Source organism: Prochlorococcus marinus subsp. pastoris str. CCMP1986 (assembly GCF_000011465.1).
Classification (GTDB): Bacteria; Cyanobacteriota; Cyanobacteriia; order PCC-6307; family Cyanobiaceae; genus Prochlorococcus_A; species Prochlorococcus_A pastoris.
The window spans coordinates 143,948-170,746 of the sequence record NC_005072.1 but is presented as its reverse complement, the minus strand read 5'-3'; the positions used below and the strand labels follow the sequence as shown (position 1 = coordinate 170,746).

At 31.4% G+C, this 26,799-nt stretch carries 29 protein-coding genes; 16 read left to right on the top strand and 13 right to left on the bottom strand.

Annotation, left to right across the window (positions count from 1 at the left end):
* Positions 1 to 78: 78 nt before the first annotated feature.
* Genes menA through TX50_RS00905 form a run of 3 tightly spaced genes read left to right on the top strand, consistent with a single transcriptional unit; the run spans position 79 to position 3,160 of the window.
* Positions 79 to 996: a 2-carboxy-1,4-naphthoquinone phytyltransferase gene (gene menA, locus TX50_RS00915; RefSeq protein WP_011131815.1), complete on the top strand. Its 918-nt coding sequence runs from the start codon at positions 79 to 81 to the stop codon at positions 994 to 996.
* A complete protein-coding gene (locus TX50_RS00910; protein ID WP_011131814.1) occupies positions 993 to 1,958 on the top strand; it encodes an o-succinylbenzoate synthase in 966 nt (321 codons plus the stop codon). The genes menA and TX50_RS00910 overlap by 4 nt, the downstream gene beginning before the upstream one ends.
* Positions 1,955 to 3,160 carry an AMP-binding protein gene (locus tag TX50_RS00905; protein WP_036930409.1) on the top strand — a complete coding sequence of 402 codons (1,206 nt, stop codon included), beginning with the start codon at positions 1,955 to 1,957 and terminating at the stop codon, positions 3,158 to 3,160. The genes TX50_RS00910 and TX50_RS00905 overlap by 4 nt, the downstream gene beginning before the upstream one ends.
* A 13-nt stretch (positions 3,161 to 3,173) precedes the next feature.
* Here the strand turns inward: TX50_RS00905 and TX50_RS00900 are convergent, their stop codons facing one another.
* Both TX50_RS00900 and TX50_RS00895 read right to left on the bottom strand, forming a co-directional pair.
* Entirely contained in the window at positions 3,174 to 3,626 is a 453-nt protein-coding gene (locus TX50_RS00900) for an acyl-CoA thioesterase (protein WP_011131812.1), read from the bottom strand.
* A gap of 8 nt (positions 3,627 to 3,634) precedes the next feature.
* Positions 3,635 to 4,822 (bottom strand): NAD(P)H-quinone oxidoreductase subunit H, encoded by a 1,188-nt coding sequence (locus tag TX50_RS00895; RefSeq protein ID WP_011131811.1) that lies wholly within the window; start codon positions 4,820 to 4,822, stop codon positions 3,635 to 3,637.
* A gap of 38 nt (positions 4,823 to 4,860) precedes the next feature.
* Between TX50_RS00895 and rsmH the strand changes: the two genes are divergently transcribed.
* Complete coding sequence (rsmH, locus tag TX50_RS00890; RefSeq protein ID WP_011131810.1) at positions 4,861 to 5,763, top strand: 16S rRNA (cytosine(1402)-N(4))-methyltransferase RsmH; 903 nt, start codon at positions 4,861 to 4,863, stop codon at positions 5,761 to 5,763.
* 8 nt (positions 5,764 to 5,771) lie between these two features.
* Here rsmH and TX50_RS00885 read toward each other — a convergent pair whose 3' ends face one another.
* Complete coding sequence (locus tag TX50_RS00885) at positions 5,772 to 6,917, bottom strand: cysteine desulfurase family protein (RefSeq protein ID WP_036930362.1); 1,146 nt, start codon at positions 6,915 to 6,917, stop codon at positions 5,772 to 5,774.
* A gap of 59 nt (positions 6,918 to 6,976) precedes the next feature.
* On the opposite strand from TX50_RS00885, the gene TX50_RS00880 reads away from it, so the two are divergent.
* Positions 6,977 to 7,705: a response regulator transcription factor gene (locus tag TX50_RS00880; RefSeq protein WP_011131808.1), complete on the top strand. Its 729-nt coding sequence runs from the start codon at positions 6,977 to 6,979 to the stop codon at positions 7,703 to 7,705.
* 1 nt (position 7,706) lies between these two features.
* Here TX50_RS00880 and bchM read toward each other — a convergent pair whose 3' ends face one another.
* Positions 7,707 to 8,408, bottom strand: coding sequence for a magnesium protoporphyrin IX methyltransferase (gene bchM, locus TX50_RS00875; RefSeq protein WP_011131807.1), 702 nt, complete (start codon positions 8,406 to 8,408; stop codon positions 7,707 to 7,709).
* 91 nt (positions 8,409 to 8,499) lie between these two features.
* On the opposite strand from bchM, the gene purE reads away from it, so the two are divergent.
* A complete protein-coding gene (gene purE / locus TX50_RS00870; protein ID WP_036930364.1) occupies positions 8,500 to 9,036 on the top strand; it encodes a 5-(carboxyamino)imidazole ribonucleotide mutase in 537 nt (178 codons plus the stop codon).
* Positions 9,037 to 9,051: 15 nt separating this feature from the next.
* Here purE and cysC read toward each other — a convergent pair whose 3' ends face one another.
* Positions 9,052 to 9,678, bottom strand: a complete 627-nt coding sequence (cysC, locus tag TX50_RS00865) for an adenylyl-sulfate kinase (RefSeq protein WP_011131805.1) — start codon at positions 9,676 to 9,678, stop codon at positions 9,052 to 9,054.
* A gap of 43 nt (positions 9,679 to 9,721) precedes the next feature.
* Positions 9,722 to 10,033: a translation initiation factor SUI1 gene (locus TX50_RS00860; RefSeq protein ID WP_011131804.1), complete on the bottom strand. Its 312-nt coding sequence runs from the start codon at positions 10,031 to 10,033 to the stop codon at positions 9,722 to 9,724.
* Between the two features lie 47 nt (positions 10,034 to 10,080).
* Here TX50_RS00860 and trpB point away from each other — a divergent pair, with 47 nt between their 5' ends.
* Positions 10,081 to 11,325 (top strand): tryptophan synthase subunit beta, encoded by a 1,245-nt coding sequence (gene trpB / locus TX50_RS00855; protein WP_011131803.1) that lies wholly within the window; start codon positions 10,081 to 10,083, stop codon positions 11,323 to 11,325.
* Here trpB and TX50_RS00850 read toward each other — a convergent pair whose 3' ends face one another.
* Positions 11,326 to 11,676 (bottom strand): rhodanese-like domain-containing protein, encoded by a 351-nt coding sequence (locus tag TX50_RS00850; RefSeq protein WP_011131802.1) that lies wholly within the window; start codon positions 11,674 to 11,676, stop codon positions 11,326 to 11,328.
* Positions 11,677 to 11,757: 81 nt separating this feature from the next.
* On the opposite strand from TX50_RS00850, the gene TX50_RS00845 reads away from it, so the two are divergent.
* The 8 genes from TX50_RS00845 to TX50_RS00810 all read left to right on the top strand — a co-directional run bounded on the left by TX50_RS00845 (position 11,758) and on the right by TX50_RS00810 (position 18,667).
* A complete protein-coding gene (locus TX50_RS00845; RefSeq protein ID WP_011131801.1) occupies positions 11,758 to 13,215 on the top strand; it encodes a hypothetical protein in 1,458 nt (485 codons plus the stop codon).
* 79 nt (positions 13,216 to 13,294) lie between these two features.
* Positions 13,295 to 14,440 carry a citrate synthase gene (locus TX50_RS00840; RefSeq protein WP_011131800.1) on the top strand — a complete coding sequence of 382 codons (1,146 nt, stop codon included), beginning with the start codon at positions 13,295 to 13,297 and terminating at the stop codon, positions 14,438 to 14,440.
* A 75-nt stretch (positions 14,441 to 14,515) separates the two neighbouring features.
* A complete protein-coding gene (gene nuoH / locus TX50_RS00835; protein ID WP_011131799.1) occupies positions 14,516 to 15,634 on the top strand; it encodes an NADH-quinone oxidoreductase subunit NuoH in 1,119 nt (372 codons plus the stop codon).
* Positions 15,635 to 15,703: 69 nt separating this feature from the next.
* Positions 15,704 to 16,330, top strand: coding sequence for an NAD(P)H-quinone oxidoreductase subunit I (gene ndhI, locus TX50_RS00830; protein ID WP_011131798.1), 627 nt, complete (start codon positions 15,704 to 15,706; stop codon positions 16,328 to 16,330).
* A gap of 13 nt (positions 16,331 to 16,343) precedes the next feature.
* Complete coding sequence (locus TX50_RS00825) at positions 16,344 to 16,943, top strand: NADH-quinone oxidoreductase subunit J (protein WP_011131797.1); 600 nt, start codon at positions 16,344 to 16,346, stop codon at positions 16,941 to 16,943.
* Position 16,944: 1 nt separating this feature from the next.
* Positions 16,945 to 17,265, top strand: coding sequence for an NADH-quinone oxidoreductase subunit NuoK (gene nuoK / locus TX50_RS00820; RefSeq protein WP_011131796.1), 321 nt, complete (start codon positions 16,945 to 16,947; stop codon positions 17,263 to 17,265).
* A gap of 10 nt (positions 17,266 to 17,275) precedes the next feature.
* Complete coding sequence (locus TX50_RS00815) at positions 17,276 to 18,190, top strand: NAD(+) kinase (RefSeq protein ID WP_036930370.1); 915 nt, start codon at positions 17,276 to 17,278, stop codon at positions 18,188 to 18,190.
* Positions 18,191 to 18,667 (top strand): CYTH domain-containing protein, encoded by a 477-nt coding sequence (locus TX50_RS00810; protein WP_011131794.1) that lies wholly within the window; start codon positions 18,191 to 18,193, stop codon positions 18,665 to 18,667.
* Positions 18,668 to 18,891: 224 nt separating this feature from the next.
* On the opposite strand, the gene TX50_RS00805 is transcribed toward TX50_RS00810, so the two are convergent.
* Positions 18,892 to 19,170 carry a helix-turn-helix domain-containing protein gene (locus TX50_RS00805; protein WP_011131793.1) on the bottom strand — a complete coding sequence of 93 codons (279 nt, stop codon included), beginning with the start codon at positions 19,168 to 19,170 and terminating at the stop codon, positions 18,892 to 18,894.
* A gap of 77 nt (positions 19,171 to 19,247) precedes the next feature.
* On the opposite strand from TX50_RS00805, the gene TX50_RS00800 reads away from it, so the two are divergent.
* Positions 19,248 to 20,138 (top strand): methylenetetrahydrofolate reductase, encoded by an 891-nt coding sequence (locus tag TX50_RS00800; RefSeq protein WP_011131792.1) that lies wholly within the window; start codon positions 19,248 to 19,250, stop codon positions 20,136 to 20,138.
* Here TX50_RS00800 and TX50_RS00795 read toward each other — a convergent pair.
* The 5 genes from TX50_RS00795 to TX50_RS00775 all read right to left on the bottom strand — a co-directional run bounded on the left by TX50_RS00795 (position 20,122) and on the right by TX50_RS00775 (position 26,793).
* The gene (locus TX50_RS00795) at positions 20,122 to 21,300 is read right to left on the bottom strand and encodes a nucleotidyltransferase family protein (RefSeq protein WP_011131791.1); all 1,179 of its coding nucleotides are present in this window, start codon (positions 21,298 to 21,300) and stop codon (positions 20,122 to 20,124) included. The two genes, TX50_RS00800 and TX50_RS00795, sit on opposite strands and share 17 nt — an antisense overlap.
* Before the next feature lie 49 nt (positions 21,301 to 21,349).
* Positions 21,350 to 22,222: a segregation/condensation protein A gene (locus tag TX50_RS00790; RefSeq protein ID WP_042115982.1), complete on the bottom strand. Its 873-nt coding sequence runs from the start codon at positions 22,220 to 22,222 to the stop codon at positions 21,350 to 21,352.
* Positions 22,223 to 22,293: 71 nt separating this feature from the next.
* Positions 22,294 to 23,934, bottom strand: coding sequence for an NAD(P)H-quinone oxidoreductase subunit 4 (locus TX50_RS00785; RefSeq protein ID WP_011131789.1), 1,641 nt, complete (start codon positions 23,932 to 23,934; stop codon positions 22,294 to 22,296).
* Positions 23,935 to 24,018: 84 nt separating this feature from the next.
* Positions 24,019 to 26,031, bottom strand: coding sequence for an NAD(P)H-quinone oxidoreductase subunit 5 (locus tag TX50_RS00780; protein ID WP_011131788.1), 2,013 nt, complete (start codon positions 26,029 to 26,031; stop codon positions 24,019 to 24,021).
* 33 nt (positions 26,032 to 26,064) lie between these two features.
* Positions 26,065 to 26,793 carry an NnrU family protein gene (locus TX50_RS00775; protein ID WP_011131787.1) on the bottom strand — a complete coding sequence of 243 codons (729 nt, stop codon included), beginning with the start codon at positions 26,791 to 26,793 and terminating at the stop codon, positions 26,065 to 26,067.
* Positions 26,794 to 26,799: the final 6 nt, after the last annotated feature.

The window sequence follows — 26,799 nt, the reverse complement described above, 5'->3', positions numbered from 1 at the left end:
TCATGCATTAAAGTAAAAAATGTAACTCAATTTATAAACTATATTTAATAATTATAGTTTTTCTTAACTGCATTAATAATGAATGAAAGAAATAAAAGTTTATGGAAACAAGCAATAAAATGGCCTCTTTATTCAGTAGCAATTTTACCAGTGTTTATTTCAGGAGCTTATACCCTCAACTCTTTCAAAAATGTCAAAATATATAATTTAATTGCATTCACAATCGCTGCAATATTAATACTAATTTGGGAAAATCTAACTAATGATTTATTTGATTCAGAAACAGGAATTGATGAATTTAAATTTCATTCCATTGTAAATCTTGTGCGAAGTAAAACAATAGTTTCAATTACCGCTTATACATCTCTATTAATTGGATTAGTAGTAATTGCCATTATTTCAATTTCGACGAGCATAAATGTAATGCTATTAGTCGGCGCTTGCTGCTTCTTAGGATATTTATATCAAGGACCGCCTTTTCGTTTGGGATACCAGGGTTTAGGAGAACCATTATGTTGGTTAGCTTTTGGCCCCTTTGCTTACGCCGCTGCTTTAATTGCATTAAATCCATCAGATATATACATGATTTCTATTCCTTGGAAAGAATCATTATTACTTGGTTCAGGATCCTCATTGGCAACCACACTAGTACTATTTTGCTCTCATTTTCATCAGATAAAAGAAGATAAAGAACATGGTAAAAATTCACCTTTAGTTCTTTTAGGAGCGAAAAAAGGAGCTAAAATTATTCCTTGGATAGTTTTTATAATTTATGTTTTCCAACTTTTTTTAATAATTAATGGATTTATTCCGATACTTTGTGTTCTTTTTCTCATAAGTTTTCCTCAATCATTAAAGCTTATAAATTTGTTGAAATATTCATATAACAAACCTGAAGCAATAAAAAATTGTAAATTTATTGCTATCAAATTCCAAACGCTAAATGGAATTGGATTAATAGCAGGATTTATAATAAATTACTTGATTTATAAATGAACTTAACTTTTAAAAAAAAATCTTTTTTCTTTAAATTATCTTCGAAAGTGGATAATTCAAATACAACATATAACTATAAATCAGGGTGGATAATTAAATTAAAAAATATAGAAAAGGGAGTTGGTTTTGGAGAAGTAAATCCGCTAAGAAAACATGATTTAGATGCATGTCAAATACAATTAAATCAGATTCCCAAATACGTAAATTCAAAAAATATATCTGAGTTAATAAAGAATTTTCACCCGTGCATTCAATCAGCAATAAACTCTGCATTAGCTGAAATTGAAAGAAAAATAAATTTTCAGGAAAATTATTACTTTAATGAAATTGATCAAACAGCTATACTTTTAGATCCTCATAACGCTCTTAAAGAATTAATAATCTTAAAAGGTAATAAACTTTTGAACAAGAAATCACTCACTATTAAATGGAAAGTAGGCATACAAGATAATTTCTCCGAAGAAAAAACTCTAATAGAGATACTAAATCATTTAAAAAGTAATATAAAATTAAGAATAGATGCGAATGGTTCTTGGGAAAGAGAAACAGCTAATAGATGGGTTGATATTTTGAAAGATATTGAAAATATAGATTGGTTAGAACAGCCTCTTTCTAAAGATGATATAGAGGGTTTAAAAGAACTTAATAAAAAGATGCCAATTGCTTTAGATGAATCACTATTAAAATATCCATATTTGATTAATGAATGGGATGGTTGGCAAATTCGCAGACCTTCTCAAGAAAGAAATCCTATGCAACTTTTAAAAGAGTTAAAAGATAAAAAAGGTTTTAGATCCTTAAGCACTTCTTTCGAGACAGGAATAGGCAGAAGATGGCTTTTTCATTTATCCTCTCTACAGCTATTGGGACTAACTCCCAAAGTTCCTGGATTGGCTTTAAAAAAAAATCCTAATTCTTTTCTTTTCCAAAATGATGCTCAAAAAATATGGGATCAATTATGAAAAATAAAATTCATATTATTGAAGTTGAAAATAATGAAAAAGAATCTATAAAAAAAATTCTTGAAAATATAAACGATAAAAAAATATCCTATATAAAAAATAAATCTTATACAACTGAAGAAATATTAGAGACTATAGATATAACTGGACCTGCAATTATCTTAAATAGTAGTGGCAGTAGTGGAAAGCCTAGAAAATGCATACATAGTTTAGAAAATCTTAATTCTTCTGCTAAGGCATCTGGAATTTGGCTTGAAAAGCAAGGATTTAAATTACAAAACTGTTTAATTTTTAATACTTTACCTTTGAATCATATCAGTGGATTAATGCCACTATTTAGAAGCAAAATATGGAGTTGTGAGCATATCAATATTTCTCCTAAATTAATTAAAAAAACCAAGGAATTATTAGTCTTTACTAATGAGATAAAAAAAGAAAATCAACACCTGATAACATCATTAGTTCCAACACAATTAAAAAGACTTTTATCTGAAAAAGATGGGGTTAATTGGTTAAAGATTTTTGATTTAATTTGGATTGGTGGTGCATCTATATCTAGTGAAACTTCTCGCAAGTGCAGACTAGAAAAAATAAATTTAGCACCTTGTTACGGATCAACTGAAACTGCTGCCATGGTTACGAGCCTAAAACCTAAGGAATTTTTAGAAGGGATTGATAATGTTGGAGAAATACTATGTGATATAAATTTAAGAATTAGTAAAAAGGGTTTAATCCAAATCAAATCAGAAAGAATAGGAATTGAATTGCTTGAAGCTTCTAAAACTAAAAATTTCAAAGATAAAAATGGTTGGTGGGAAAGCAGTGATTTGGGAGAAATCCAAGAACTGAATGATTCTTCTTATTTAAAATTTATTAGAAGAATAGATAATGCTTTTAATTCTGGAGGTGAAATAGTTTTTCCAGAAGTAATTAAATTACGATTAAGTAAATTTATCTTAAATGAAAAAATTCCAATAGAAAATTTTAAGATTTTTAATATACCTAATAAAGAATGGGGAAACAAAATTGAAATCAACATTGATTTTAAAAAACAAACTTCTAAAACAGATATTGAATATTCATTAAAAATATTAAAAAACTTTTCTAAAAATTGGCCAAGACATGAGAGACCTGAAGCTTGGATTATTGGTAAAAATCAATCAAATTATATTAAAAAATCTAATTTCATATTTGAAAAATAGTAACTCATGATAATTAACACTCTTTTAAATTCGTATTTATATTGGAAGCCTCTATCCACCTCTCCAGTTGATCAGGTAATTTAACTTTCAATTTTGAATCAACATCTAAAGAACAATGGATGATTTTTCCTTCAGCGACATTAATTTCATCCTTTAAAAAAAATGTATTTACTTGAAATAAGTGATTATTAATTTTTTTGGGGAATATCTTAATTGAAAGTAAATCGCCAATCTTAATAGGTGATAAAAAATTGGCTTCGCAATTAACTATGGGACATATAATTTGATTTTTATGGGAATTAGAATCGGGGAAAATATCCTGATGAGGAATACCATATATATCTATACTTTCTTCCCAACTTTCATGAGCCCATCTTAAAAGGTTGTGAAAATGTATCACTCCTGCAGAGTCACAATCACCAAACCTTACTTTCCTTTTTAAAATCAACCAATTTTTAGGTTTCATTAAAAGGTTTACCTGTCTACAGAACCCATAATGACGTCTATTGAGCCAAGGATTGCCATAATATCAGCTATTTTTGCTCCCTTTAGAATATGAGGCAATATTTGAAGATTATTTAAATCAGCAGCTCTAATTTTAAATCTCCATGGTGTAACTTCATTATTTCCTTGAATAAAAACTCCTATTTCACCTTTCCCAGATTCTAATCTTGTATATAATTCTCCATTAGGGATCTTAAAAGTAGGCGCAACTTTCTTAGCTACATATTGATAATCCATGCCAAATATTTCACTTTTTTTATCCTCTGTAGCCATGCGTTTAGCTTCTAAATTTTCTGTTGGGCCTCCAGGAATCATTTCGCAAGCTTGACGAATAATTTTTAATGATTGTCTCATTTCTTGAACTCTTACTCGATATCTGGCATAACAATCACCTTCTTTTTCGGAAGCAATTTCCCATTCAAAATCGTCATAACATTCATAACTATCAACTTTTCTCAAATCCCAAGAGACTCCAGAAGCCCTAAGCATTGGTCCAGAAAGTGACCAATTAATTGCTTGATCTCTTTCTATGGTTCCAAGACCTTCAATTCGTTTTTTGAATATAGGGTTATTTGTTATTAGTTTTTCATATTCATCAATCTTTGGAGCAAACCAATCACAAAAATCAATGCATTTTTCTAACCATCCGTAAGGTAAATCACAAGCTACACCTCCTATTCTAAAAAAATTATTATTTATCAATCTTTGTCCAGTAGCAGCTTCCCAAAGGTCATAAATCATTTCTCTTTCTCTAAAGATATAAAAGAATGGAGTTTGAGCTCCTACATCTGCTAGAAATGGACCTAGCCATAAAAGATGATTTGCAATTCTATTGAGCTCCAACATTAGAACTCTTATATAACTGGCCCTTTTTGGTACAACAATATTCGCCAATCTTTCTGGTGCATTTACTACAATAGCTTCATAAAACATTCCGGCTGCATAATCCATTCTGCTTACATAAGGTACATACATAACGTTTGTCCTGTTTTCAGCTATCTTTTCCATGCCTCTATGCAAATATCCTATTACGGGCTCACAATCTATTACGTTCTCGCCGTCAAGGGTTACAACTAACCTTAAAACTCCATGCATAGATGGATGATGAGGGCCAAAGTTGACCACCATCGGTTCTGTTCTAGTCTCTAGTTGAGCCATTAATAATTTAACCTCTATTTAAATCTTAGTAGAAAGTTATGCAAACTGACCTTTCTGATTCATCTTTATTCAATCATAAGTCAGTGATGACAGATGAAATTTTAGTTTCTGTAGATCAATATCCGTTAATATCAGACAATAAACTAACAGCGATAGATGCAACTTTAGGTGGTGGTGGACACTCATATCAATTATTAAAAAAATATCCTGATTTAAAAATAATTGGACTAGATCACGATCCATTCGCAAGACAGTCAGCATTTATAAAACTTGAAGAATTTAAATCGAGGATTGAAATATGTCCCTCAAATTTTGCGAACTTTGAGCCAAAAGAAAAAGTTTCTTTTGTAATAGCAGATCTTGGAGTCAATAGTAATCAGATAGATAATCCACAAAGAGGATTTAGTTTTCAAAAAGATGGGCCTTTAGATATGCGAATGAATCCGTTACTTGAGATGAATGCTGAGGACTTAATTGAGACTTTAAATGAAAAAGATCTGGCTGATTTAATTTTTAAATTTGGTGATGAAAGATTATCACGAAAGATTTCTAGGAGAATCAAAAAAGATTTACAAGAAAAAGGCAAATATTCGGGTACAAAAGATTTAGCTTATTCTATTGCTGGTTGTTTCCCACCCAAACAAAGATATCGAAAAATTCATCCTGCGACTAGAACATTCCAGGCACTAAGAATTGCTGTAAATAAAGAAATCGAAGCACTAGAAAGATTTTTAGAGCTTGCTCCAAACTGGCTATTACCTGGGGGAATAATTTCAATTATTAGCTTTCATTCAATAGAAGATCGGCTGGTGAAAAATTCTTTTAAGGGTGATGAAAGATTAAAAAATCTTACAAAAAAACCAATTACACCAAATGAAAAAGAAATTGAAAATAATAAAAGATCGCGAAGCGCAAAATTAAGAATTGCTCAATTAAAATGATTAAAATCTCAGCGTAATAATTTAATAGAATCTGTAATGATCTCAATTGATTTTTCTATATCTTCTTTAGTAGTCATCAAACCAATACTTAATCTTAATGAAGCCTCTGCTTCTTTAAAAGATCTTCCTAGAGCTAGTAATACATGCGAAGGCACACCATTACTACACGCTGACCCACTAGAACAGATTATTTTAGATTTCAAACTTTTATGCAATTTTGAACCGTTTACATCAAGTACTGTCAGATTCAAATTATGAGGTAATCTTTCCTTCATTGACCCATTTATTTCAACTCCAGAATTATTGCCTAATAATCCCTTCAAAAGTTTATCTCTATAAAAAAGAAATTTATTGATATTCTTTTTTTGATTTAAAACTGCTATCTCTATTGCTTTAGTAAAACCTACTATCAAGGGTAATGGCAATGTCCCGGATCTTAAACCAAATTCTTGACCTCCTCCTAAAACTAAAGGCTGCAGCTCAATATCTCTATCAATCAAAAGTATTCCTACCCCTTTAGGACCATATATTTTATGGGAGCTTATTGTTAACATATTTGCCACTGAGTCAAGGCTATCAAACTCCAGAAAACCTAAACATTGTGCATAATCAGAATGGAGAACTATATCCCTTGAACCACATATTTCTGAAATTTCCTTCAAAGGCTGAATAACTCCTATTTCATTATTTGCCATCATGATGCTTACCAAAAATGTATCATCTCTTATACAGCTAACAAATTTTTCTTCTGAAACTAAACCATCTTTTTCTGGACTAATTTCAGTAATATGAAATCCCTCTTTTCTTAATTGATTTAGGGGCTCTAAAACAGCTTTATGCTCAGTTTTAAGAGTAATAATATGACCATAATGTTCTGTTTCTTTAAAATGTCTCCTTGCAAAACCTAGCAAAGCTAAATTATTAGATTCTGTTGCTCCACTAGTAAAAATTACTTTCTTTTTTTTTAGAAATAAATATTCTTGTATTTTTTCTCTTGAGACTTCTAATACGGCACTTGCATTAATGCCTGCTAAATTTGATTTACTCGAGGGGTTAGAAAATATTTCACTCCAATAAGGTGCCATAGAATTTACAACCTCCTCTAAACAAGGGGTTGAAGATTGATAATCTAGTAGTATGGGAGTTGAAAGCATCATATTTAGTATATAAAATTATTTTTAAGCTAAAGAAAATTTAATTCAAAATTAAAAAAATGAATGACACTAATCAAATAAATAATGAAGCAATTAGAAAATCAAAAATATTATTGGTAGATGATGAGCCTGGTTTAAGAACAGCTGTAAAAACATTTCTAGAAGACGAAGGATTTGAAATTTTTATTGCTGTTGACGGAGAGGATGGATGGGAAAAAGCTCAAACAATTTTCCCAGATCTAATTATTAGCGATATTATGATGCCGAGATCAAATGGTTATGCTTTATTAGAAAAAATAAGAGAAGATGAAAAGCTAGGAGGTACTCCAGTTATTTTTCTTACAGCAAAGGGAATGACTTTAGATAGAACCCAAGGTTATCTTGCAGGTATTGATGATTATATTTCTAAACCCTTTGATCCAGATGAATTATCTGCAAGAGTTAAAAATGTAATTAATAGGCAAGAGCGATTACTTAAAGAAGCAGCCCGATTTGCTGATATTGATGTTAGTAAAATGGCAAAACAGATCACTGAAATAAAATCTATGCTTACAGATCAGAATCCACTCAATAAAGAAAATTCTATAGATATTCCAAGTTTTACGCCAAGAGAAGCAAGCGTACTTCAACTCGTAGCAGAAGGTCTTATGAATAAAGAAATTGCCAGACAACTTGAAACCTCTATTAGAAATGTTGAAAAATATGTAAGTAGGCTTTTTATAAAAACAAGTACATCTAGCAGGACCGAATTAGTCCGTTATGCACTCGAGAATCACCTAGTAAAGTAATTTATTTTACTTTATTAAATTCAATTAATTTGGAAAAATAAAATGGAGCTTGATTTAATTTCTTTTGAACTACAATAAAACCTTTTTCATTAGCAGCATTAATAATCCCTTTTTCTCTTAATGTATAAGCTCTAGTAGTTTTACTTGGCCCGGGAAACAACTTTCCAATATTCTTTAACACTGCCAATATTGGTGTATAAGGGGCAAAACTAACTATTAGCTTCTCTTTACTTAAGTCACATAAATGTCTGACCATTTCTTCAGCGACTGGTTGCGGGTAATGAATAAATACATCTAAACAAATGACAACATCAAATAACCCTTTTAACTGTTCAAGATCACTAGTTAAAAATTTAATTTTTCTTTGACTTAAACCTAATTCATTGATACGTTTCTTTGTTTCATTAATCATTTCAGAAGATATGTCACTAACCTGCAAATCTTTAATACCAAGTCTTAGTAAAGGAATAGCTAAACTTCCCACACCACAACCAGCATCACAAAAAGTCTTAGTTGTTAATTCAGGATAATTTTTTACGTATGAAACGACATCATCGACAGTCTTTTGATGACCTTTTCTAATATTTTTCTGCACTGTATTGATTTCTTCTGATTTACTATAAATTTTTCTCCATCGATCAAAACCGGTCCCATTGAAATACTCCCTAACTTCGCTTTTTTCGAGATTTTTATTAAACGTCATAACAATTCATACAAAATTCGTCTTTTTAATACTAACTAACTAGCGCACAAGTAATTGCACGTCATTATAAGAAAAGAATTGATTTGTTATTTTGTCAGAATTTAATTCCAGCAATATTCATAAAATTGCTGTAGTAATGGGAAGTGATTCAGATCTAAAAACATTGAAACCTGCAATAGATATATTGAACGAATTTGGAATAGAAACTGAGGTTTGTATACTTTCTGCGCATAGAACGCCAATGGAAATGATGGAATATGCAAAAAAAGCAGAATCAGAAAACATAAAAGTTATTATCGCAGGAGCCGGTGGAGCTGCTCACCTGCCTGGCATGATAGCTTCGCTAACATGCATACCTGTCATAGGTGTACCGGTGGAGAGTAAAACCCTGAAAGGAATTGACTCCCTATTATCAATAGTGCAAATGCCTGCGGGTATTCCTGTAGCAACAGTAGCCATAAACGGTGCAAAAAATGCTGGTTTATTAGCAATTCAAATCCTTAGTTTATTTGATGAAGCATTAAGATTAAAAATGAAAAAATTTAGAGAGAATCTGCATACACAAGTAAGAACTAAAAATAGTAAATTGTCTGCTCTAGGGGCTGATAATTATCTGAAAACTGACTAAATGGTTTTTTATAAATTAAGATCTTTCAAGCAAATTCTGTTCTCTAAGATGATTAATAACTTTTTCAACAGAGTCATTTAAACCTAAGGAACCTGTATCAACAACTATTTCTGGATTTACAGGTGCTTCATATGGACTAGATATACCGGTAAATTCTTTAATTTCTCCTAAACGTGCCTTTTTATATAAACCTTTAGTATCTCTACTCTCACATACTTCAATATCTGCAGCGCAATGTACTTCAATAAAATCCTTTGATCCAATAATTTTTCTAACCTTATCTCTATCACTAATAAAAGGGGAGACAAATGCTGTAATAGTTATGATTCCGGCATTCATAAATAAATTAGCTACCTCTCCAATTCTTCTTATGTTTTCTTCCCTATCTTCATCAGAAAATCCAAGATCCTTGCATAAACCATGTCTAATATTATCTCCGTCTAATACATAAGTTGAAAAACCATCCAAGTGTAAAACCTCATTTACAGCATTGGCTAAGGTACTTTTCCCAGACCCTGATAAACCTGTAAACCAAATTACCATTCCTTTATGTCCTCTCATTTTTTCTAACTTATTTCTATCAATAGTTAAATTGTGCCATTTTATATTTTTTCCTGAATTTTTTTGATTAAGTTCCGTCATCTTTTTATGTTTCTAAAAGTAGAAATCTATTTTAACTCTTGACTCATAAATTTTGAAATCCTTCTTTGCGAAGAAACTCAATTGATTTGATTACCATATCACCTTGTAATTGAATATCTTCACCTATTAAAGTTCCTCCAGTACCACAAAACACTTTCATTTTTTTTAGTAATTCCTTAACTTCAATTTCATTTCCAATAGATAAACCTTTTATCAAAGTAATAGTTTTTCCTTTTTTACCTTTTTTTTGTTTTGAGATATTTATTTTTGATATTTTTTGAAAATTCTCTTCTTTAGATTTTTCTTTATAAATATTTTCCTGATTATCAAATTCAATCCAATTTTTTTTTCCCATTATTTTTTATATAATCTATAGTTAGTTCATACTTATACTATAAAAAATTGGTAAGTACAATTTCTCGTCAGGATCAAAATAATAATGATGATTTAAATCAACCTTCAAAAGAAGGAAGATTTGGAAAATATGGAGGTCAATATGTCCCTGAAACATTAATGCCAGCTCTTTTTGAACTGGAAGAAGCAGCTTCTGATGCATGGAAAGATAAACAATTTGTTAATGAATTAAATCATTTGCTGAAAACTTATGTAGGAAGAGAGACCCCACTATATGAGGCTAAAAGACTTACTGAACATTACCAGACAAAAACATCTACCAGCAGGATATGGCTCAAAAGAGAAGACCTAAATCATACTGGTGCTCACAAAATCAATAATGCATTAGGTCAAGCTTTATTAGCGATAAGAATGGGTAAACAAAGAATAATTGCAGAAACAGGGGCTGGGCAACACGGAGTTGCTACTGCTACTGTATGCGCGAGATTTGGTTTGCAATGCATTATCTACATGGGGGCAGAAGATATAAAAAGACAATCATTAAATGTCTTTCGGATGAAACTTTTAGGCGCAGAAGTTAAAGTTGTTACTTCAGGTACTGCGACTCTCAAAGACGCAACTAGTGAAGCAATCAGGGATTGGGTATCAAATGTAGAAACAACGCACTATATTTTGGGGTCAGTTGCAGGGCCACACCCATTTCCAATGATCGTAAGAGATTTTCATGCAGTTATAGGAGAAGAAGCAAAAAAACAATGTCTAGAATCATTTGGATCTTTACCTGATATTTTGCTTGCTTGCGTAGGTGGAGGATCAAATGCAATGGGTCTTTTTCATCCTTTCGTAAAAGAAAAATCAGTTCGACTTATTGGAGTTGAAGCGGCAGGGAGTGGAGTCAATACTGAAAAACATGCCGCGACTATTACTAAAGGATCCGTAGGAATTTTACATGGGTCAATGAGTCTTCTTTTACAAGATAAGGATGGTCAAGTACAAGAAGCGCATTCTATAAGCGCAGGTCTTGATTATCCTGGGGTAGGTCCTGAACATAGTTATTTAAAAGATATAGGGAGAGCAGAATATGGGTCTGTTACTGATGCAGAAGCTTTAGACGCTTTGAAACTAGTCAGTGAACTAGAAGGAATTATCCCTGCACTCGAAACAGCTCATGCCTTTGCATGGTTAGAAAAATTATGTCCTACCTTGGATAAAGATACTGAAATAGTAATTAATTGTTCTGGTAGAGGAGATAAGGATGTTAATACTGTCGCATCATCTTTGAATATTGATTAATTAATATCTAGGTATCGTTTGATCAATATACTGACTCCAACCATCTATACCTTCTTCAAGATTCCAAATCTCGTTTACAAGATTATTTTCTAATGCCCATTGTCCAAAATTATAACTTCTTATACCAGCATGACAAAGAACAACGAACTTTTTATCTTTTAAATCACTGATTTTTGTTTTTACATACTCAGCTGAAACCTTACTTATTGGTAAATGTAAAAATTCCCTACTAAAACATGCAATCTCGAGTTCTGAATCCTCTCTAACATCAATTATAATTGGATTCTCATCTTCAGAATTAAACCATTCATTAAGATCAAAAGCATTTAAAGTTTTCGGATAATTTCCCAATTGTTAGAATAAATATTTGTTATTAACAATTTTATAAGTAAGGTTGCAAGAACATGTTTATTGTTAAAAATAAAAATAAAAATGAATATTAAATATCTTACTGTAATAACAATATTATTCTTATGTTGTATTTTTGGATTTGAAGAAACTTCTTATAGTTTAAATAAAGGAAATCAAAATGATATTTCAGAATTAAAGATCTTGAAGTACTTACCGAAAGATAATAAAAAATTCTTCATTTCAAATACTAAAAGTTCAAAAATTACTAACGCCATAAGGACAAACTTTGAAACAACAAATCAAGATGAGCTTGTTTTAGTAAAAAATAGTATATTGGCTTACTTAGGTTTAGATTTAGGTACTTACAAATTAGAAGATATTTATAATAATGAACTTTTAATTACTACCCATGATAATAAAGAAAAAGAGATAGATGATGTTTTAATAATATTCAAAATAAAGGAAAATAAAGATATAGACGATATTTTAAATCTTCCTAATAAAATTGATGAGCCTGATAAATTAATTAAAATATTTAGAGAAAATAAATTAAATTATTTAAAATATATTTATCGAACTAATGATAATTATATTATTACTTCCTCTAATAAAACCTTAATACTTGATGCATTACAATCAATTAATATTGAAAACAAATATATCTCTTTAAAAGAAGTATTGAATAATTTTAAAAATGAACATAATATCTTTTTAACAAATAATTTTAAAACAAATGAACTATTAAATACAAAAAATTATTCTCTAAGAAAAGAGGACTCTTTATTAACCTTATTTGATTTTAAGGATAAAGAAATTATATTAAAGTCATATTTAGTTAATAATAACAAAATTTCAGATATTATATTATATAAAAATATGGATACAGTAAATATATTAGATAAAAAAAATTATCAACTATCTATTTATAATGATTTATTAGATTCAAATAAGTATCTTGATAATATTGAAATAAACAGTTTTGAAAAGGCTATTATTAAAGAACTAAATAATAAATTAAAATCTAATATACTATTCTTAAGTTCCGATAACAATTGGTTAGTAATTTATGATAAAAATTATTTACCCATTGAGAACATAAAATTATTAGAAGATTTTAATAAAAATAGTTTAGAAAATAATAATAATATTTATACAATATATTCAAAAGATGTACTTTTAAAAGAAGAAAATATTATAAAACAGTTAAATTATAAAAAGATTTTTTTAGTTGAGACTGACAATCTAAACTTTATTAGTAACACATTGGTAAATGAGACAGATATAGATTCAATTTCAAATGAGTTTTTTAGTTTAAGAGGGGATAGTCATGCTAAATACTTTCTAAATAAAAAATTAAATCTCAAGAATCCTTACTCTATACAAACTAAAAATTTCTCTTATTTAGAAAACATTAATTACTTTTTTAAAAATATAATTAATTTATCAATTACAGAATTTAAAGCAGTAATCAAACAATCCATTCCAGAAACAGCTCCTTTTTATTATGCAGAAACTAATTTTAAAATATTTAATAATTAAATTTGATTGATATCTTGTGGTTAATTAAAAATTATTTGACTATCTTAGATCTATAAACGATTCATATCACATTAAAATTTTGGATACTCATAAACTAATTTTAAAACCAGGATTAGAGGGAGTTCCAGTAACTAATTCATCAATATGTGATATTGACGGTCAAAAAGGGAAATTATTATATAGAGGCTATTCAATTGAAGAATTAGCACAGAAAAGTAGTTTCTTAGAGACTGCTTTTTTATTAATTTGGGGAGAATTACCTTCAGCAACAGAACTAAGAGATTTTGAACAAGAAGTACAGATGCATCGGAGATTAAGCTTCAGAGTAAGAGATATGATGAAATGCTTTCCTGCCACAGGGCATCCCATGGATGCTCTGCAGTCCAGTGCCGCCTCTCTTGGTCTTTTCTACTCAAGAAGAGCGATAGATGATCCCAAGTATATCTACAACGCAGTGATAAGACTAATTGCAAAAATTCCAACAATGATTGCTGCATTTCAACTTATAAGAAAAGGACAAGATCCCATTCAACCTAGGGATGATTTATCCTACTCATCGAATTTTCTTTACATGTTGACTGAAAAAGAACAAGATCCCATAGCTGCAAAAGTTTTTGATAGATGCCTAATTCTTCATGCAGAACATAGTTTAAATGCGAGTACATTTAGCGCACGAGTTACGGCTAGCACTCTTACAGACCCATACGCAGTAATTGCCTCTGCAGTAGGAACATTAGCTGGTCCTCTTCATGGTGGAGCTAATGAAGATGTAATTGCCATGTTAGAAGATATTAAAACTCCAGAAAAAGCTGCTTCATTTTTAGAAGATGCTATTCAAAACAAAAGTAAAATAATGGGTTTCGGACATCGAGAGTACAAAGTTAAAGATCCTCGAGCAATTATTCTTCAGAAATTAGCAGAGGAGCTTTTTGTTAGGTTTGGAAAAGATGAAATGTATGAAGTTGCTAAAAAATTAGAGTTAGAGGCTATCCCAAGGCTAGGAGGAAAAGGTATTTTCCCAAACGTTGATTTTTATTCTGGCCTTGTTTACAGAAAACTTGGTATTCCCCGTGACTTATTTACTCCTATTTTTGCAATATCAAGAGTCGCAGGTTGGTTAGCTCATTGGAGGGAACAATTAGGCGCAAACAGAATTTTTAGACCGTCTCAAATTTATACCGGTTCGGCTCCAAGAGATTGGATTACTTTAGAAAATCGAAAATAATATCTTCAGCTTTTCATAAAAAACACACATATTGTTTATGAAGAGTTAATCTAAAGAATAAATAACAATAAAATTTTGAACTCCGGATTAGATCTCGAATATAGTTTTAATGAAATCTTAAAAGGCTTCGGCCTATCAAGTGAGCTTGCTCATATAATCTGGCTACCTTTACCAATGTTATTAGTTTTAGTATCAGCAGTTGTTGGTGTATTAGTCACAGTTTGGTTAGAAAGAAAAATATCTGCTGCTGCTCAACAACGAATAGGTCCAGAATATGCAGGGGCCTTAGGGGTACTTCAACCAATTGCAGACGGTCTGAAATTACTTGTAAAAGAAGATATTATTCCTGCAAAAGCAGATTCAATTCTATTCACTGCGGGACCAATATTAGTATTGGTACCGGTTATTCTATCTTGGTTAATTGTTCCTTTTGGCCAAAACTTGCTAATTAGTAATGTTGGTATTGGAATTTTTCTTTGGATAGCTCTAAGTAGTATTCAACCCATTGGTCTTCTTATGAGTGGCTACGCCTCGAATAATAAATATTCATTATTAGGCGGATTAAGAGCAGCTGCTCAATCTATTAGCTATGAAATACCCCTGGCTTTGTCTGTACTAGCCATTGTTTTAATGACAAATTCCCTTAGTACTATTGATATTGTTAATCAACAAAGCGGAGCAGGAATATTAAGTTGGAATATATGGAGGCAACCTGTTGGATTCATAATTTTCTGGATATGTGCTCTTGCTGAATGCGAAAGATTACCATTCGACTTGCCAGAAGCTGAGGAAGAATTAGTAGCGGGTTATCAAACTGAATATGCTGGAATGAAATTTGCTTTATTTTATTTAGGCAGTTATATAAATTTAATCCTATCTGCATTATTAGTATCAATACTTTATCTAGGTGGATGGGGATTTCCTATTCCTGTTGAGATAATTGCTAAAGCTCTAAATCTTCCAATTGATGCTCCTGTGATTCAAGTTTTCACAGCTTCTATAGGAATCATAATGACTGTTCTCAAAGCATATCTATTGGTTTTTGTTGCTATATTATTGCGCTGGACAACACCAAGGGTGAGAATAGATCAACTTCTAGATTTAGGATGGAAATTCCTTTTACCCATATCTCTTGCTAATCTACTTGTGACAGCAGGATTAAAATTAGCTTTTCCTCAATTTTTTGGTGGATAATGTTTAAGTAGAAATACTTAAACATTTATTAAATACACTAGAATAAAATAACTAAGTAAATTCTTTAAAATGAAAGATTTTCTTCAAAAAGTAAATAGTTATATTAAAGAAGCCTTCAGTGCTGGTAAATATTTATATGATGGATTTACTGTAACTTTTGATCATCTCCGAAGACGACCAGTTACTGTTCAATACCCTTACGAAAAGTTAATTCCTTCTGAAAGATATAGAGGAAGAATCCATTATGAATTTGATAAATGCATCGCCTGTGAAGTATGCGTACGTGTTTGTCCGATAAATTTACCAGTTGTGGACTGGGTTATGAATAAGGAAACTAAGAAAAAGGAACTTAGAAATTATTCTATAGACTTTGGAGTATGCATTTTTTGCGGGAATTGTGTTGAATATTGCCCAACAAATTGCTTATCTATGACTGAAGAATACGAATTAGCTACATTCGATAGGCATAATTTAAATTTTGATAATATTGCATTAGGTAGACTTCCGACGAACGTTACAACTGATCCATCTGTGAAACCTCTAAGGGAACTTGCATATTTGCCTAAAGGAGTTATGGATCCTCATGAAGTTCCTCCTTCAGATGTTCGAGTTGGTAAACTACCAGAAGAAGTTTATGATTGGATGAAACCAAAATTGAATGATATTAAAAACCCCACTGTCGAGCCAAATAAATAACTTTAAATAATACATGTCTTTAGCAGTAACAACTCAAATAATTTGTTTTTCAGTATTATCTTTAGTTGTAATAATTGGAGCACTAGGTGTAATTCTTCTAGAGAACATTGTTTACTCTGCATTTTTGCTTGGGGGAGTCTTTATGAGTGTTGCAGGCTTATATCTACTACTAAACGCAAGTTTTGTTGCTGCAGCTCAAGTTTTAGTTTATGTAGGGGCAGTTAATGTTCTAATAATTTTTGCAATAATGTTGGTTAATAAAAAAGAAGATTTAAAGGCTATTGCAAATATCAAATCAAGAAGAATTATATCAACATCAATTTGTTTAACTCTTCTAAGTCTATTAATAAGAGTTGATTTATCCAATACTTGGGGTTTGGCTGAACCTAATGCATCTATAGGGGAAGAATCTACAGTAAGAATAGGAGAACACTTATTTAGTGATTATTTGCTCCCTTTTGAAGTGGCATCTGTATTGCTCTTAATGGCCATGATTGGTGCTATTGTTTTGGCTAGAAGAGATGTCATGAATGAAGATATTTCAACAGGTTTACCGGTAGATCAAGAGCTAATAGAGAAACCAAATGAACCTTTACTTATAAAAAAAAATTAAGATGAATTTAGAATCCATCCCACTTCAAGCTTTTTTAATAGTTTCCTCAGTTTTATTTTGTATTGGCATTTGGGGATTATTAAATAGTAGAAATGCAGTAAGAGTACTGATGAGTATAGAGTTAATGTTGAATGCAGTGAACATAAATTTGATGGCCTTCTCCTCTTATGTGGACAATAACCTAATTCAAGGACAAGTTTTTACAATTTTTGTTATTACAGTTGCAGCAGCAGAAGCTGCTGTAGGTTTAGCTATATTGTTATCTCTTTATAGAAATAGGGTGACTGTTGATATGGAAAGTTTTAATTTATTAAAGTGGTAACAAGCATCAAGTGAATCTTTCATTGGTGCTTATTATTTATCGTTCTAATAGCTTAACTGCTAAAGAAGCATCTATATTTTGTAATAAGACTCTCAAAGAAAGAAATATTAAATCAAAAAGGATCGAAAGTGATTTTGATAACAATCAATTAGAAAACTACTTCTACAATCTTGCTGCATTACCTGATCTAGTAATTGTTCTTGGTGGTGATGGCACTGTTCTTAAATCTGCAAATGCATTAGTAAACTATGATATTCCTATACTTAGTTTTAATATTGGCGGTAATTTAGGATTTTTGACTCAAGAAAAGGATTTTTTATTTGACCAATCATTTATCAAAATTTTAGAAAAAGAAGAATTCATAATTGATTTTAGAAACAGATTACATTGTGATGTTTATAGCAACGAGAAGAATAGAGAAAGAAAAATACTCAAAAGCTATGATGCGTTAAATGACTTTTATTTTAAATCTGTTGAAGAAGATATTTCTCCAACCAATCAAATTCAAATCGAAATAGATAATGAGAAAGTAAACGAATACAAAGGTGATGGTTTAATTATTTCTTCCTCAACTGGTTCAACTGCATACTCTATGGCTGCAGGAGGTCCAATAGTGCACCCCTCAATAAATGCATTCGTTATAAATCCAATATGTCCTATGAGCTTAGCTAGCCGGCCAATTATTATTCCTGATACAAGTAAAGTAGTTATTAGAGTCGTTCAAAAGAACAAAAGAGAAATAAAACTATGGAAAGATGGATCAAAGTGTATGACTATAAAAGAAAATGATTATTGTGAAATTAATAAAGTAACAAAGCCCTGTAAAATGATTAAATTTAATAAAAGCATTTCCTATTACATTACATTAATCAAAAAGCTCGATTGGAAAGGAGATTTATCATTAAAAAATAATCAAAATAATTAGATGGCATTAGAAATTGAAAGACGATTTCTTATCAAAAATGATCAATGGAATGATTTTATTACTCATAAGACTTTTATAGAGCAGGGCTATCTTTCCCACCATTTGGAGGATTGGATAGTAAGAATCAGATTTAATGGCAAAAACTTTAAAATTGCACTTAAAAAACATATTAAAAATTTTACTAATTACGAATATGAATACTCAATACCAAATAGTGAAGGTGAAAAAATTATGTCAACTCTTAACAATACAATTAAAAAAGAAAGATTTTTTTTAAAAATTGATCGAAAAGATTGGATTGTAGATTGCTTTAAAGACAAAAATTTTCCTTTAGAAATTGCCGAAATTGAGCTTACTAAAGAGGAAGAACAAGTTATTCTTCCATCTTTCATAGCAAAAGAAATTACTGGTCTAACAAAATATACTAATCTTAATCTGACAAAACATCCATTTTCCAAATGGGAAATGAAGATTTAAAAAAACCTAGCCAAAAAGCTCTCGCTTCCTTTATATTCTCTTTATATTTGAAATATAAATTTTATTATTTTTAGACATGTATGGTCTGTATGACAGAGATGGAATACTAAGATGCGTTAACTATGATAAGGAAGCATGTCTTGATTATGCAAAACTTTTTGAACTTAATTCATCACATTGTTGTTTAATGAATTTAATATCCAGTATCGATAAAGAAAATAATATTAATCTTGATCTGAATCAGGTAGAGTACAACAATTAAACCCATCTCTACAAATTTTTCCGTGATCCATTGCCCAATTTAAAAGAGCTACTCTATTTTTGGATCCTGTTTTAGTGAACATATTACTTACATGATTATCGACAGTTCTTTTACTAATAGTAAGCCTTACCGCAATTTCCTGATTCGTGAGCCCATCAGCTACTAAATTTATGATTTCCATCTCTCTTGATGAGAGACCCATCATATCAATGTCATTAACACCTTCTTCAACCATTTGCATTTAAACAGTTCCTTTAATATATTAGTTGAGTTTAGCAGCAACAGTAAACTTCTTAACCAAGTAAGGCAAAAAAGCAATTGAAATCAAAACTTCAGCAAACTTTAGAAAAGAATTCAAAAGTAATTACAGCAGAATTAATGCCGCCAAGAGGAGGAGACCCCGTAAGATCTCTTAAAATAGCACAACTCTTGAGAAATAAGGTGCATGCAGTTAATATTACAGACGGAAGTAGAGCAATAATGAGAATGTGTAGTTTAGCAATGTCTAAACTATTACTAGACAATGGGATAGAACCTATAATGCAGATCTCATGTAGAGATCGTAATAAAATTGCTTTACAATCAGATATTCTTGGAGCAAATGCCTTAGGAATTAAAAATATTTTATGCATTACAGGAGATTCTGTAAAAGCCGGAGATCAGCAAGAAACAAAAGCCGTTCATGAATTTGAGGCAGTAAGATTATTAAAACAAATTCAATCATTCAATCAAGGAATTGATCCTACTTTTGAACAACTTCCAGACAAAAGGACTGAAATTTTCTCAGGTGCGGCAGTAGATCCAAGTTGTCGAAATCAAAGAAGTTTAAAAAGTAGAACAATTAAAAAAAAAGAGGCCGGTGCAAATTTCTTACAAACTCAAATAGTTATGGATAGAAAATGTTTAGCAGACTTTTGCAACGAAATCAGTAATCCACTTGAGATACCAGTTATTGCAGGAGTATTTCTTTTAAAATCATATAAAAATGCTCTTTTCATAAATAAATTTGTACCTGGAGCGAATATTCCTGAAAATGTTTTAAATCGTCTCAAAGATGCAAAAAATCCACTTCAAGAAGGAATATTAATTGCTTCAGAGCAAGCTCAAGATTTTATTAATATTGCAGATGGAATTCATCTTATGGCAGTCAAATCAGAACATCTTATCCCAGAGATACTTGAAAAAGCTGGTCTCAATCTGGAATGTTAATCAAATCAGTTCCTAGTAATTCTGCCATCGCTTTTTGTTGAGGAGATGGTTCAGTTAAATCTAATCTTCTTGAGTCTGTTATTAACCAGTCCAAAGAAGCATCTTTCAAATCAAAATGGTCTCCATTCTTTCCAACACAATATCTACCAAATACTAATTTATCGACAAGTTGTACTCCTTTCCCAATTTTTGAATAATCAAAGATTATAGAATTATCAATAGTTGCACCCTCACAAATGCAACAACTTGGTCCAATCATAGAGGGGCCAATAATAGTTGCACCATCTTCTATTCTTGTCATCCCTCCGATATAAACAGGTCCTTTTATATTAACTTTATCCCAATTTGCAGCAACATTAAGACCAGTAAAGACTCCAGGCTTTATTTCTTTACCAGGAATTTCCACTTGCCTTACTTTACCTAATAAAACATTTCTAATCGCACTCCAGTAATCAGGAACTTTTCCAATATCTACCCACTCAAAATCCATCGGCAAAGCAAAAAATGGTAAATCCATTTCAACAAGTTTAGGAAAAAGATCAGCACCAATATCAAATTTATCTCCTGATGGAATATAGTTAAAAATCTCAGGCTCAAAAAGATAAATACCAGTATTAATTGAATCACTCAAAGCATCTTCTACATCTGGTTTTTCTTGAAAAGCTTTAATTCGCCCATTTTCATCAGATACTACAACTCCATAACTAGATACCTGTTCTCTAGTTACCTTTTTTGTTATTAGGCTTGCTATTGCACCTTTTTTCTTATGATTTTTAACCGCTTCAGTCAAATCTAAATCAACTAAGGCGTCGCCGCACAATACAACAAAAGTTTCATCAAAAAAGTTTTGAAAATCTTGAATTTTTTTTAATCCTCCGGCCGAACCCAAAGCATCACCAATCATTTCTCCATCTTCAATTCTTCCTTCAAAGCTGTAGGCTATCTCAACACCAAATCTTTGTCCGTCCCTAAAATAGTTTTCTATTTCCTCTGCAAGATGAGAAACATTTACCATTATTTCTTTAAAACCATGTTCTTTTAAAAGTTCCAAGAGGAATTCCATCACGGGTTTTTGCAAAATAGGAATCATTGGTTTAGGAATAATATGCGTTATTGGCTGAACGCGAGTTCCTTTGCCTGCTGCAAGTATCATTGCCTTCATCAGTTCTATATACCCTTTTTAAAGATTATACTTTATTACTCTTTTACTACTAAGCAGCAGTCGAAGAAGTTTCTGAAACCTCAAGATTTTCAATAGGTAATTGAGCTAATTCTCCATCTGGAATAATCCTTTTAATTTGTATTGGCCCATAGAGAGAATATTGTTGTTTTAATTCAATTCTATTTTCTGATGATAAAAATAACAAAGCCCAAAATACACCCAGTCTGTCTTTATCTAAATCACTTTTTACTACTGTCTGCCATTTATTAACTAAATATTCAAAATCAGTCCATTGCAATGCCTTTTCCCATCCATCAAGAAACTTGCCAAGTGCTTTAGTTGTTTCAGGAAGCTTTTCACGATGTGCTAAAGATTGAACTTTAGAGATCAAAACTTTATCAGAATATTTTTTATTTCTTTTCCTTTTCATAAGCAAAAGATCCTGCGTTTCAATTATTTCTGCTATAGATTCCAATTGACTAACAAGTTCTCCTAATGTAGATGTACGTTTAATAACGGGTTGAGCTACAGATCTTCTTCTAAGATATTTTTCAGGATATTTTGGCATGTCAAATCCTTGATTAATCCATTCTTGGTTATCCATCCCAATTTCTTCTTCATAACCTAATGTTTCTTCTTGAAATACATCAGATTCTAAAACTTGAGCTTTTAAATTAACTAATACAGAGGCGGCAAAAAATGCTTCACTTGTCTCAGATAAGTCTTTTTGATATGAAGTTTGGTTATTGGATGAATATTGCAAATTTTGATTAAACTGCTCTAAAAAACTATCTATAACACCTATAACATCAATATCCCATGGATCAAGATCACCCCTTCCAGCTGCATCTTGAAGGAATTTTATGAGTAATCTAGGCCCTAGCTGTGACCCATCAGTAGATTGAGAATTAGTTACTTTAATTAAATATAATCTTTCTCAAGATATCTTTATATCAATTGTTATGCCAAAAAATAATAAACTTATTAAGAAAATTATATAGTTGGTGCTTTTAATATTTGATTTGATTTATTTCCTGCAAAAACATTTGTCTTTGGTATGTTTTTAACAGCATTTAAATCTCTATCAACCAAGTTATTTATTGTAGCCAAATAACTTTCTGTAACTAACCTTGGATATAAACCTATCCCGATTATTGGTAAGAGTAAACAGGCTATAATATATATCTCTCTAGGCTCTGCATCAATTAAATTCTTATCTTCAGTTAACTTTGGATTTTCTTTACCAAAGAAAATCTCACGTAACATTGACAGTAAATAAATTGGAGTAAGTATCACCCCTATTGCAGCTAAAGATGCCATTATTACTCTAAAAGGCAAAGTATAAACTTCATCCGTAACAAATCCAGTAAATACCATTAACTCAGAAACAAATCCACTCATACCTGGTAAGGCAAGAGAAGCAAGAGAGCAGGCAGTCCATAATGCAAACATAATACGCATTTTTTGTCCTACTCCACCCATTTCATCTAGTTTTAGAGTCTTCGTTCTGTCATAAGTTGCTCCAACAAGAAAAAATAAACTTGCTCCAATTAGTCCATGACTAACCATTTGCAACATCGCTCCACTTGTCCCAAGACTACTAAAACTTCCTATCCCAATTAAGACAAACCCCATATGACTTATTGAACTATAAGCAATTTTCCTTTTAAGATTTCTTTGTGCAAATGATGTTAATGCAGCGTATATTATATTGACTACTCCAAGAACTATTAATAGTGGAGAGAATTGAGCATGTGCAATAGGTAATAATTGTGCATTAAATCTTAAAAGAGCATATCCGCCCATCTTCAATAAAATTCCAGCCAACAACATATGAACAGGTGCTGTAGCCTCTCCGTGAGCATCAGGGAGCCAGGTATGCAAAGGGACAATAGGGAGTTTTACACCAAAAGCAATTAACAAACCTATGTAACAAAGGATTTGAAAGTTTTGGCCAAAATCTTGATTAGCCAAATGAGAAAACTCAAAATTTGGAACTTCAGTTCCATAAAAACCCATTGCCAACGCAGCTAAAAGGATAAAGATAGAACTCCCAGCTGTATAGATAATGAATTTTGTAGCTGCATATTGTCTATTTTTTCCTCCCCAGATAGCTAAAAGTAAATATACTGGCAAAAGTTCCAGTTCCCAACTTAAAAAGAATAGGAGCATATCTTGAACAGCAAAAACAGCTATTTGTCCTCCATCCATGATAAGTATTAAAAAGAAAAATAATTTTGGCTTAAACTTTACAGGCCATGCAGCTAAGACAGCTAGCGCCGTTATAAAACTAGTTAATAATATAAGAGGCATTGACATTCCATCAGCGCCGACTGACCAAGTAAGTCCTAGATTAGGAAGCCAATTTATACTTTCTTTAAGTTGAACATCTTCATTATTGATATCAAAACCGTTTATGTAAGATCCTACTGTTACTAGAAAAGTAATTAAAGCAACACTTAAAGCGAACCATCTTACTTCTTTACCCTCTCCTTTATCGGGGAAAAAAGGTATCAGAAATGCGCATCCAATAGGGAAAAGAATAGATACTGAGAGCCAAGGGAAATCAGGTATAACTCCACCCAATGTTCCTATTGTATGTAGTGCAAAATGTGTAAAAAAATAGCTGCTCAAATGAATAAGAAAATGATCTTAAACAAATTCTAGAAATTATCTAGATTTTTTCATCCCATGGACAGTGAAGACACACATTTGTTATTAAGCTACTTGGGGAGATTGGAAACCAAATATTGCTACCAACAAAATTACTCCTCCAAAAACTATCAGAGCATAAAATTGAGCTCTGCCTGTTTCAAAATACTTTAAGCCCTCCCCACTACCCAATGTTACAAGTCCAGTAAGATTTACCACTCCATCTACAACTTTGGAATCAACTTCTAAAACTTCTTTTGCAAGTTTTCTACTACCTTTCACAAAAAGTTTTTCATTAATATCGTCTAAATACCATTTATTTGATAAGAACTTATTAACAGATGGAAATCTTTGTGCAAATAATATTGATAAGTTTATTTTCTTAGCAAAATAAGCTTGATAAGCAATAGTTATACCAATTGAGGCAATGAAAACAGATGCAATAGCTAGAGGCAAAAATTCTTTTAATTCAAAAGACTGTATAGCAATCAATGCTTCTTCGGGATCTAATAAGTTTGCAAATTTACTATCCCAAGGAAATCCCATAAACCCAATTATTACTGAAGGTACTGCTAGAAAAACCAATGGGAATGTCATTGACCAAGGAGACTCATGGAGTGAACCATGTTCTTCTTCATGTTCTTCTTCTACATTAATTTTAGAAGCTAATAAAAGTTCTTTTTGTAATTCCTTATCTTCACCTCTAAAATCTCCTTCAAAAGTTAAAAAATAAAGTCTAAACATATAAAAGGCGGTCATTCCAGCTGTTAAAAAACCCACAAACCAAAAAGCTGGAAATGAGATAAAGGCGTTTCCCAATATTTCATCTTTACTCCAAAATCCAGCTAATGGAGGAATACCACTTATTGCTACGCAACCTATTAAGAAAGTCGTAGAAGTAAAGGGCATTTTTTTTCTTAAACCTCCCATCAACCTCATATCTTGAGCAAGTACAGGTTGATGACCAACAACTTCCTCCATGGCATGAATAACGGAGCCAGACCCTAAAAACAACATTGCTTTGAAACAAGCATGTGTTATCAAGTGAAAAATCCCTGCTACGGGAGCACCACAACCCATCGCAAGCATCATATACCCGAGCTGAGAAACCGTACTATATGCCAAACCTTTTTTGAGATCCATCTGGGTTAAGGCTATAGACGCTCCTAAGAAACATGTAATAGTACCAACTAAAGCAATAATAAATTGAATTGAAGGGAATAAAGAGTATAGAGGTTGGAGCCTTGCTACTAAGAATATTCCAGCAGCAACCATCGTCGCTGCATGAATAAGAGCTGAAATAGGGGTTGGTCCTTCCATAGCGTCTGGAAGCCATACATGAAGAGGAAATTGAGCAGATTTTGCCATAGGTCCTAAGAAGACTAAAAAACAAAGTAATAATGCAGCCCAGACTGGCAATGAATTCTCTGAAACTGACTGTGATACTCCTACTGCAATTTCATTAAAATCAAAGCTTTTTGTAGCCCAAAATAAACCCAAAATTCCGAGTAATAAGCCAAAATCTCCAACTCTATTGACGACAAAAGCTTTTTGAGCAGCATTTGCTGCACCATCTCTGTCGTACCAGAAACCAACTAATAAGTATGAACACATTCCTACTAATTCCCAAAAAACGTATATTTCTAATAAGTTTGGGCTAATAATTAATCCCATCATCGAACTGCTGAAAAGTGCTAAATATGTAAAAAATCTTACGTAACCTTTGTCATGAGCCATATAACCATGAGAGTAAATCATGACTAATAAAGTAATAGTGGTTACCAATGTGAGCATTACGCTCCCTAATGGGTCGAGAACAAATCCCATTGGGATTGTGAAATCACCAGCACTTGCCCAAACAAATAATTTTTCTACTGATTGGTAACCATTGATTTGCTCAATTAATGTTTTATAACTGATTACCGCAGAAACACCAACGAATGACAAAAGGCTGATAGATACAATTTCTCTAGAATTATTGATTTTTTTATTCGCACATATTAAACCCAAACCAGAAAACACCGCTCCAATAAGTGGAAAGACAGGAATCAACCAGGCAATTTCTGAAGCTTGAGGCATATTTAATAAGATTAATACATTAATACTAAACTGCTAATTGAAAATTTTAGACATAAAAGATGAATTAAATGTTGTAACAGCAATATTTATATATTTGTGAGACCACCAGATTATTGCAATGGCTATTAATATCCCAATTTGTGATAATTTAAAAAATTCTTTTAGTTTAATTTGCTGTCTTCCATCAAATATTGCGACAAATGGGATTATTGAGGTACTTTCTTTGTACTTATAAAATTCTTCACCAAATTTAATTTCTAATCTTTTATCACCATGCCATATTGCAAAAAGATGATGCAAAATTAGCCCTATCGAAGTTATGAATGTAAAAGATGTCCCAATCCATAATGTATGAGCTAAACACCATATAATTTGGCCAAATGCTTGCGGATGTCTTGTTATTCTCATTATTCCAGTGCCATATATCCTAACTTGAGGTTTTAAAACTGAAGGAATTTCTAATAAATTATATGTTGCAGGATATAAAAATAAGAAACTGATAGCAGTTAAAATCCAAACCAACAAAAATACATAATGATTACCCTGAAAATTCCATAATCTAATTCCATCGTATCTATGAGCTAAGAAATAACTGATTAAAATCAGTGCAGATGGCAAACTCAAAGAAACAAAAAGCAATCTCCATAATCTTGCTCCCATAAAAGCCTCTGCTCTACTTCTTAAAGCAGCACCTCCACTATGTATAACAGCAAAAATTAATATTAATCCCAAAATCAATAACGAAGTTTTGTGAGTCTCCATATAATT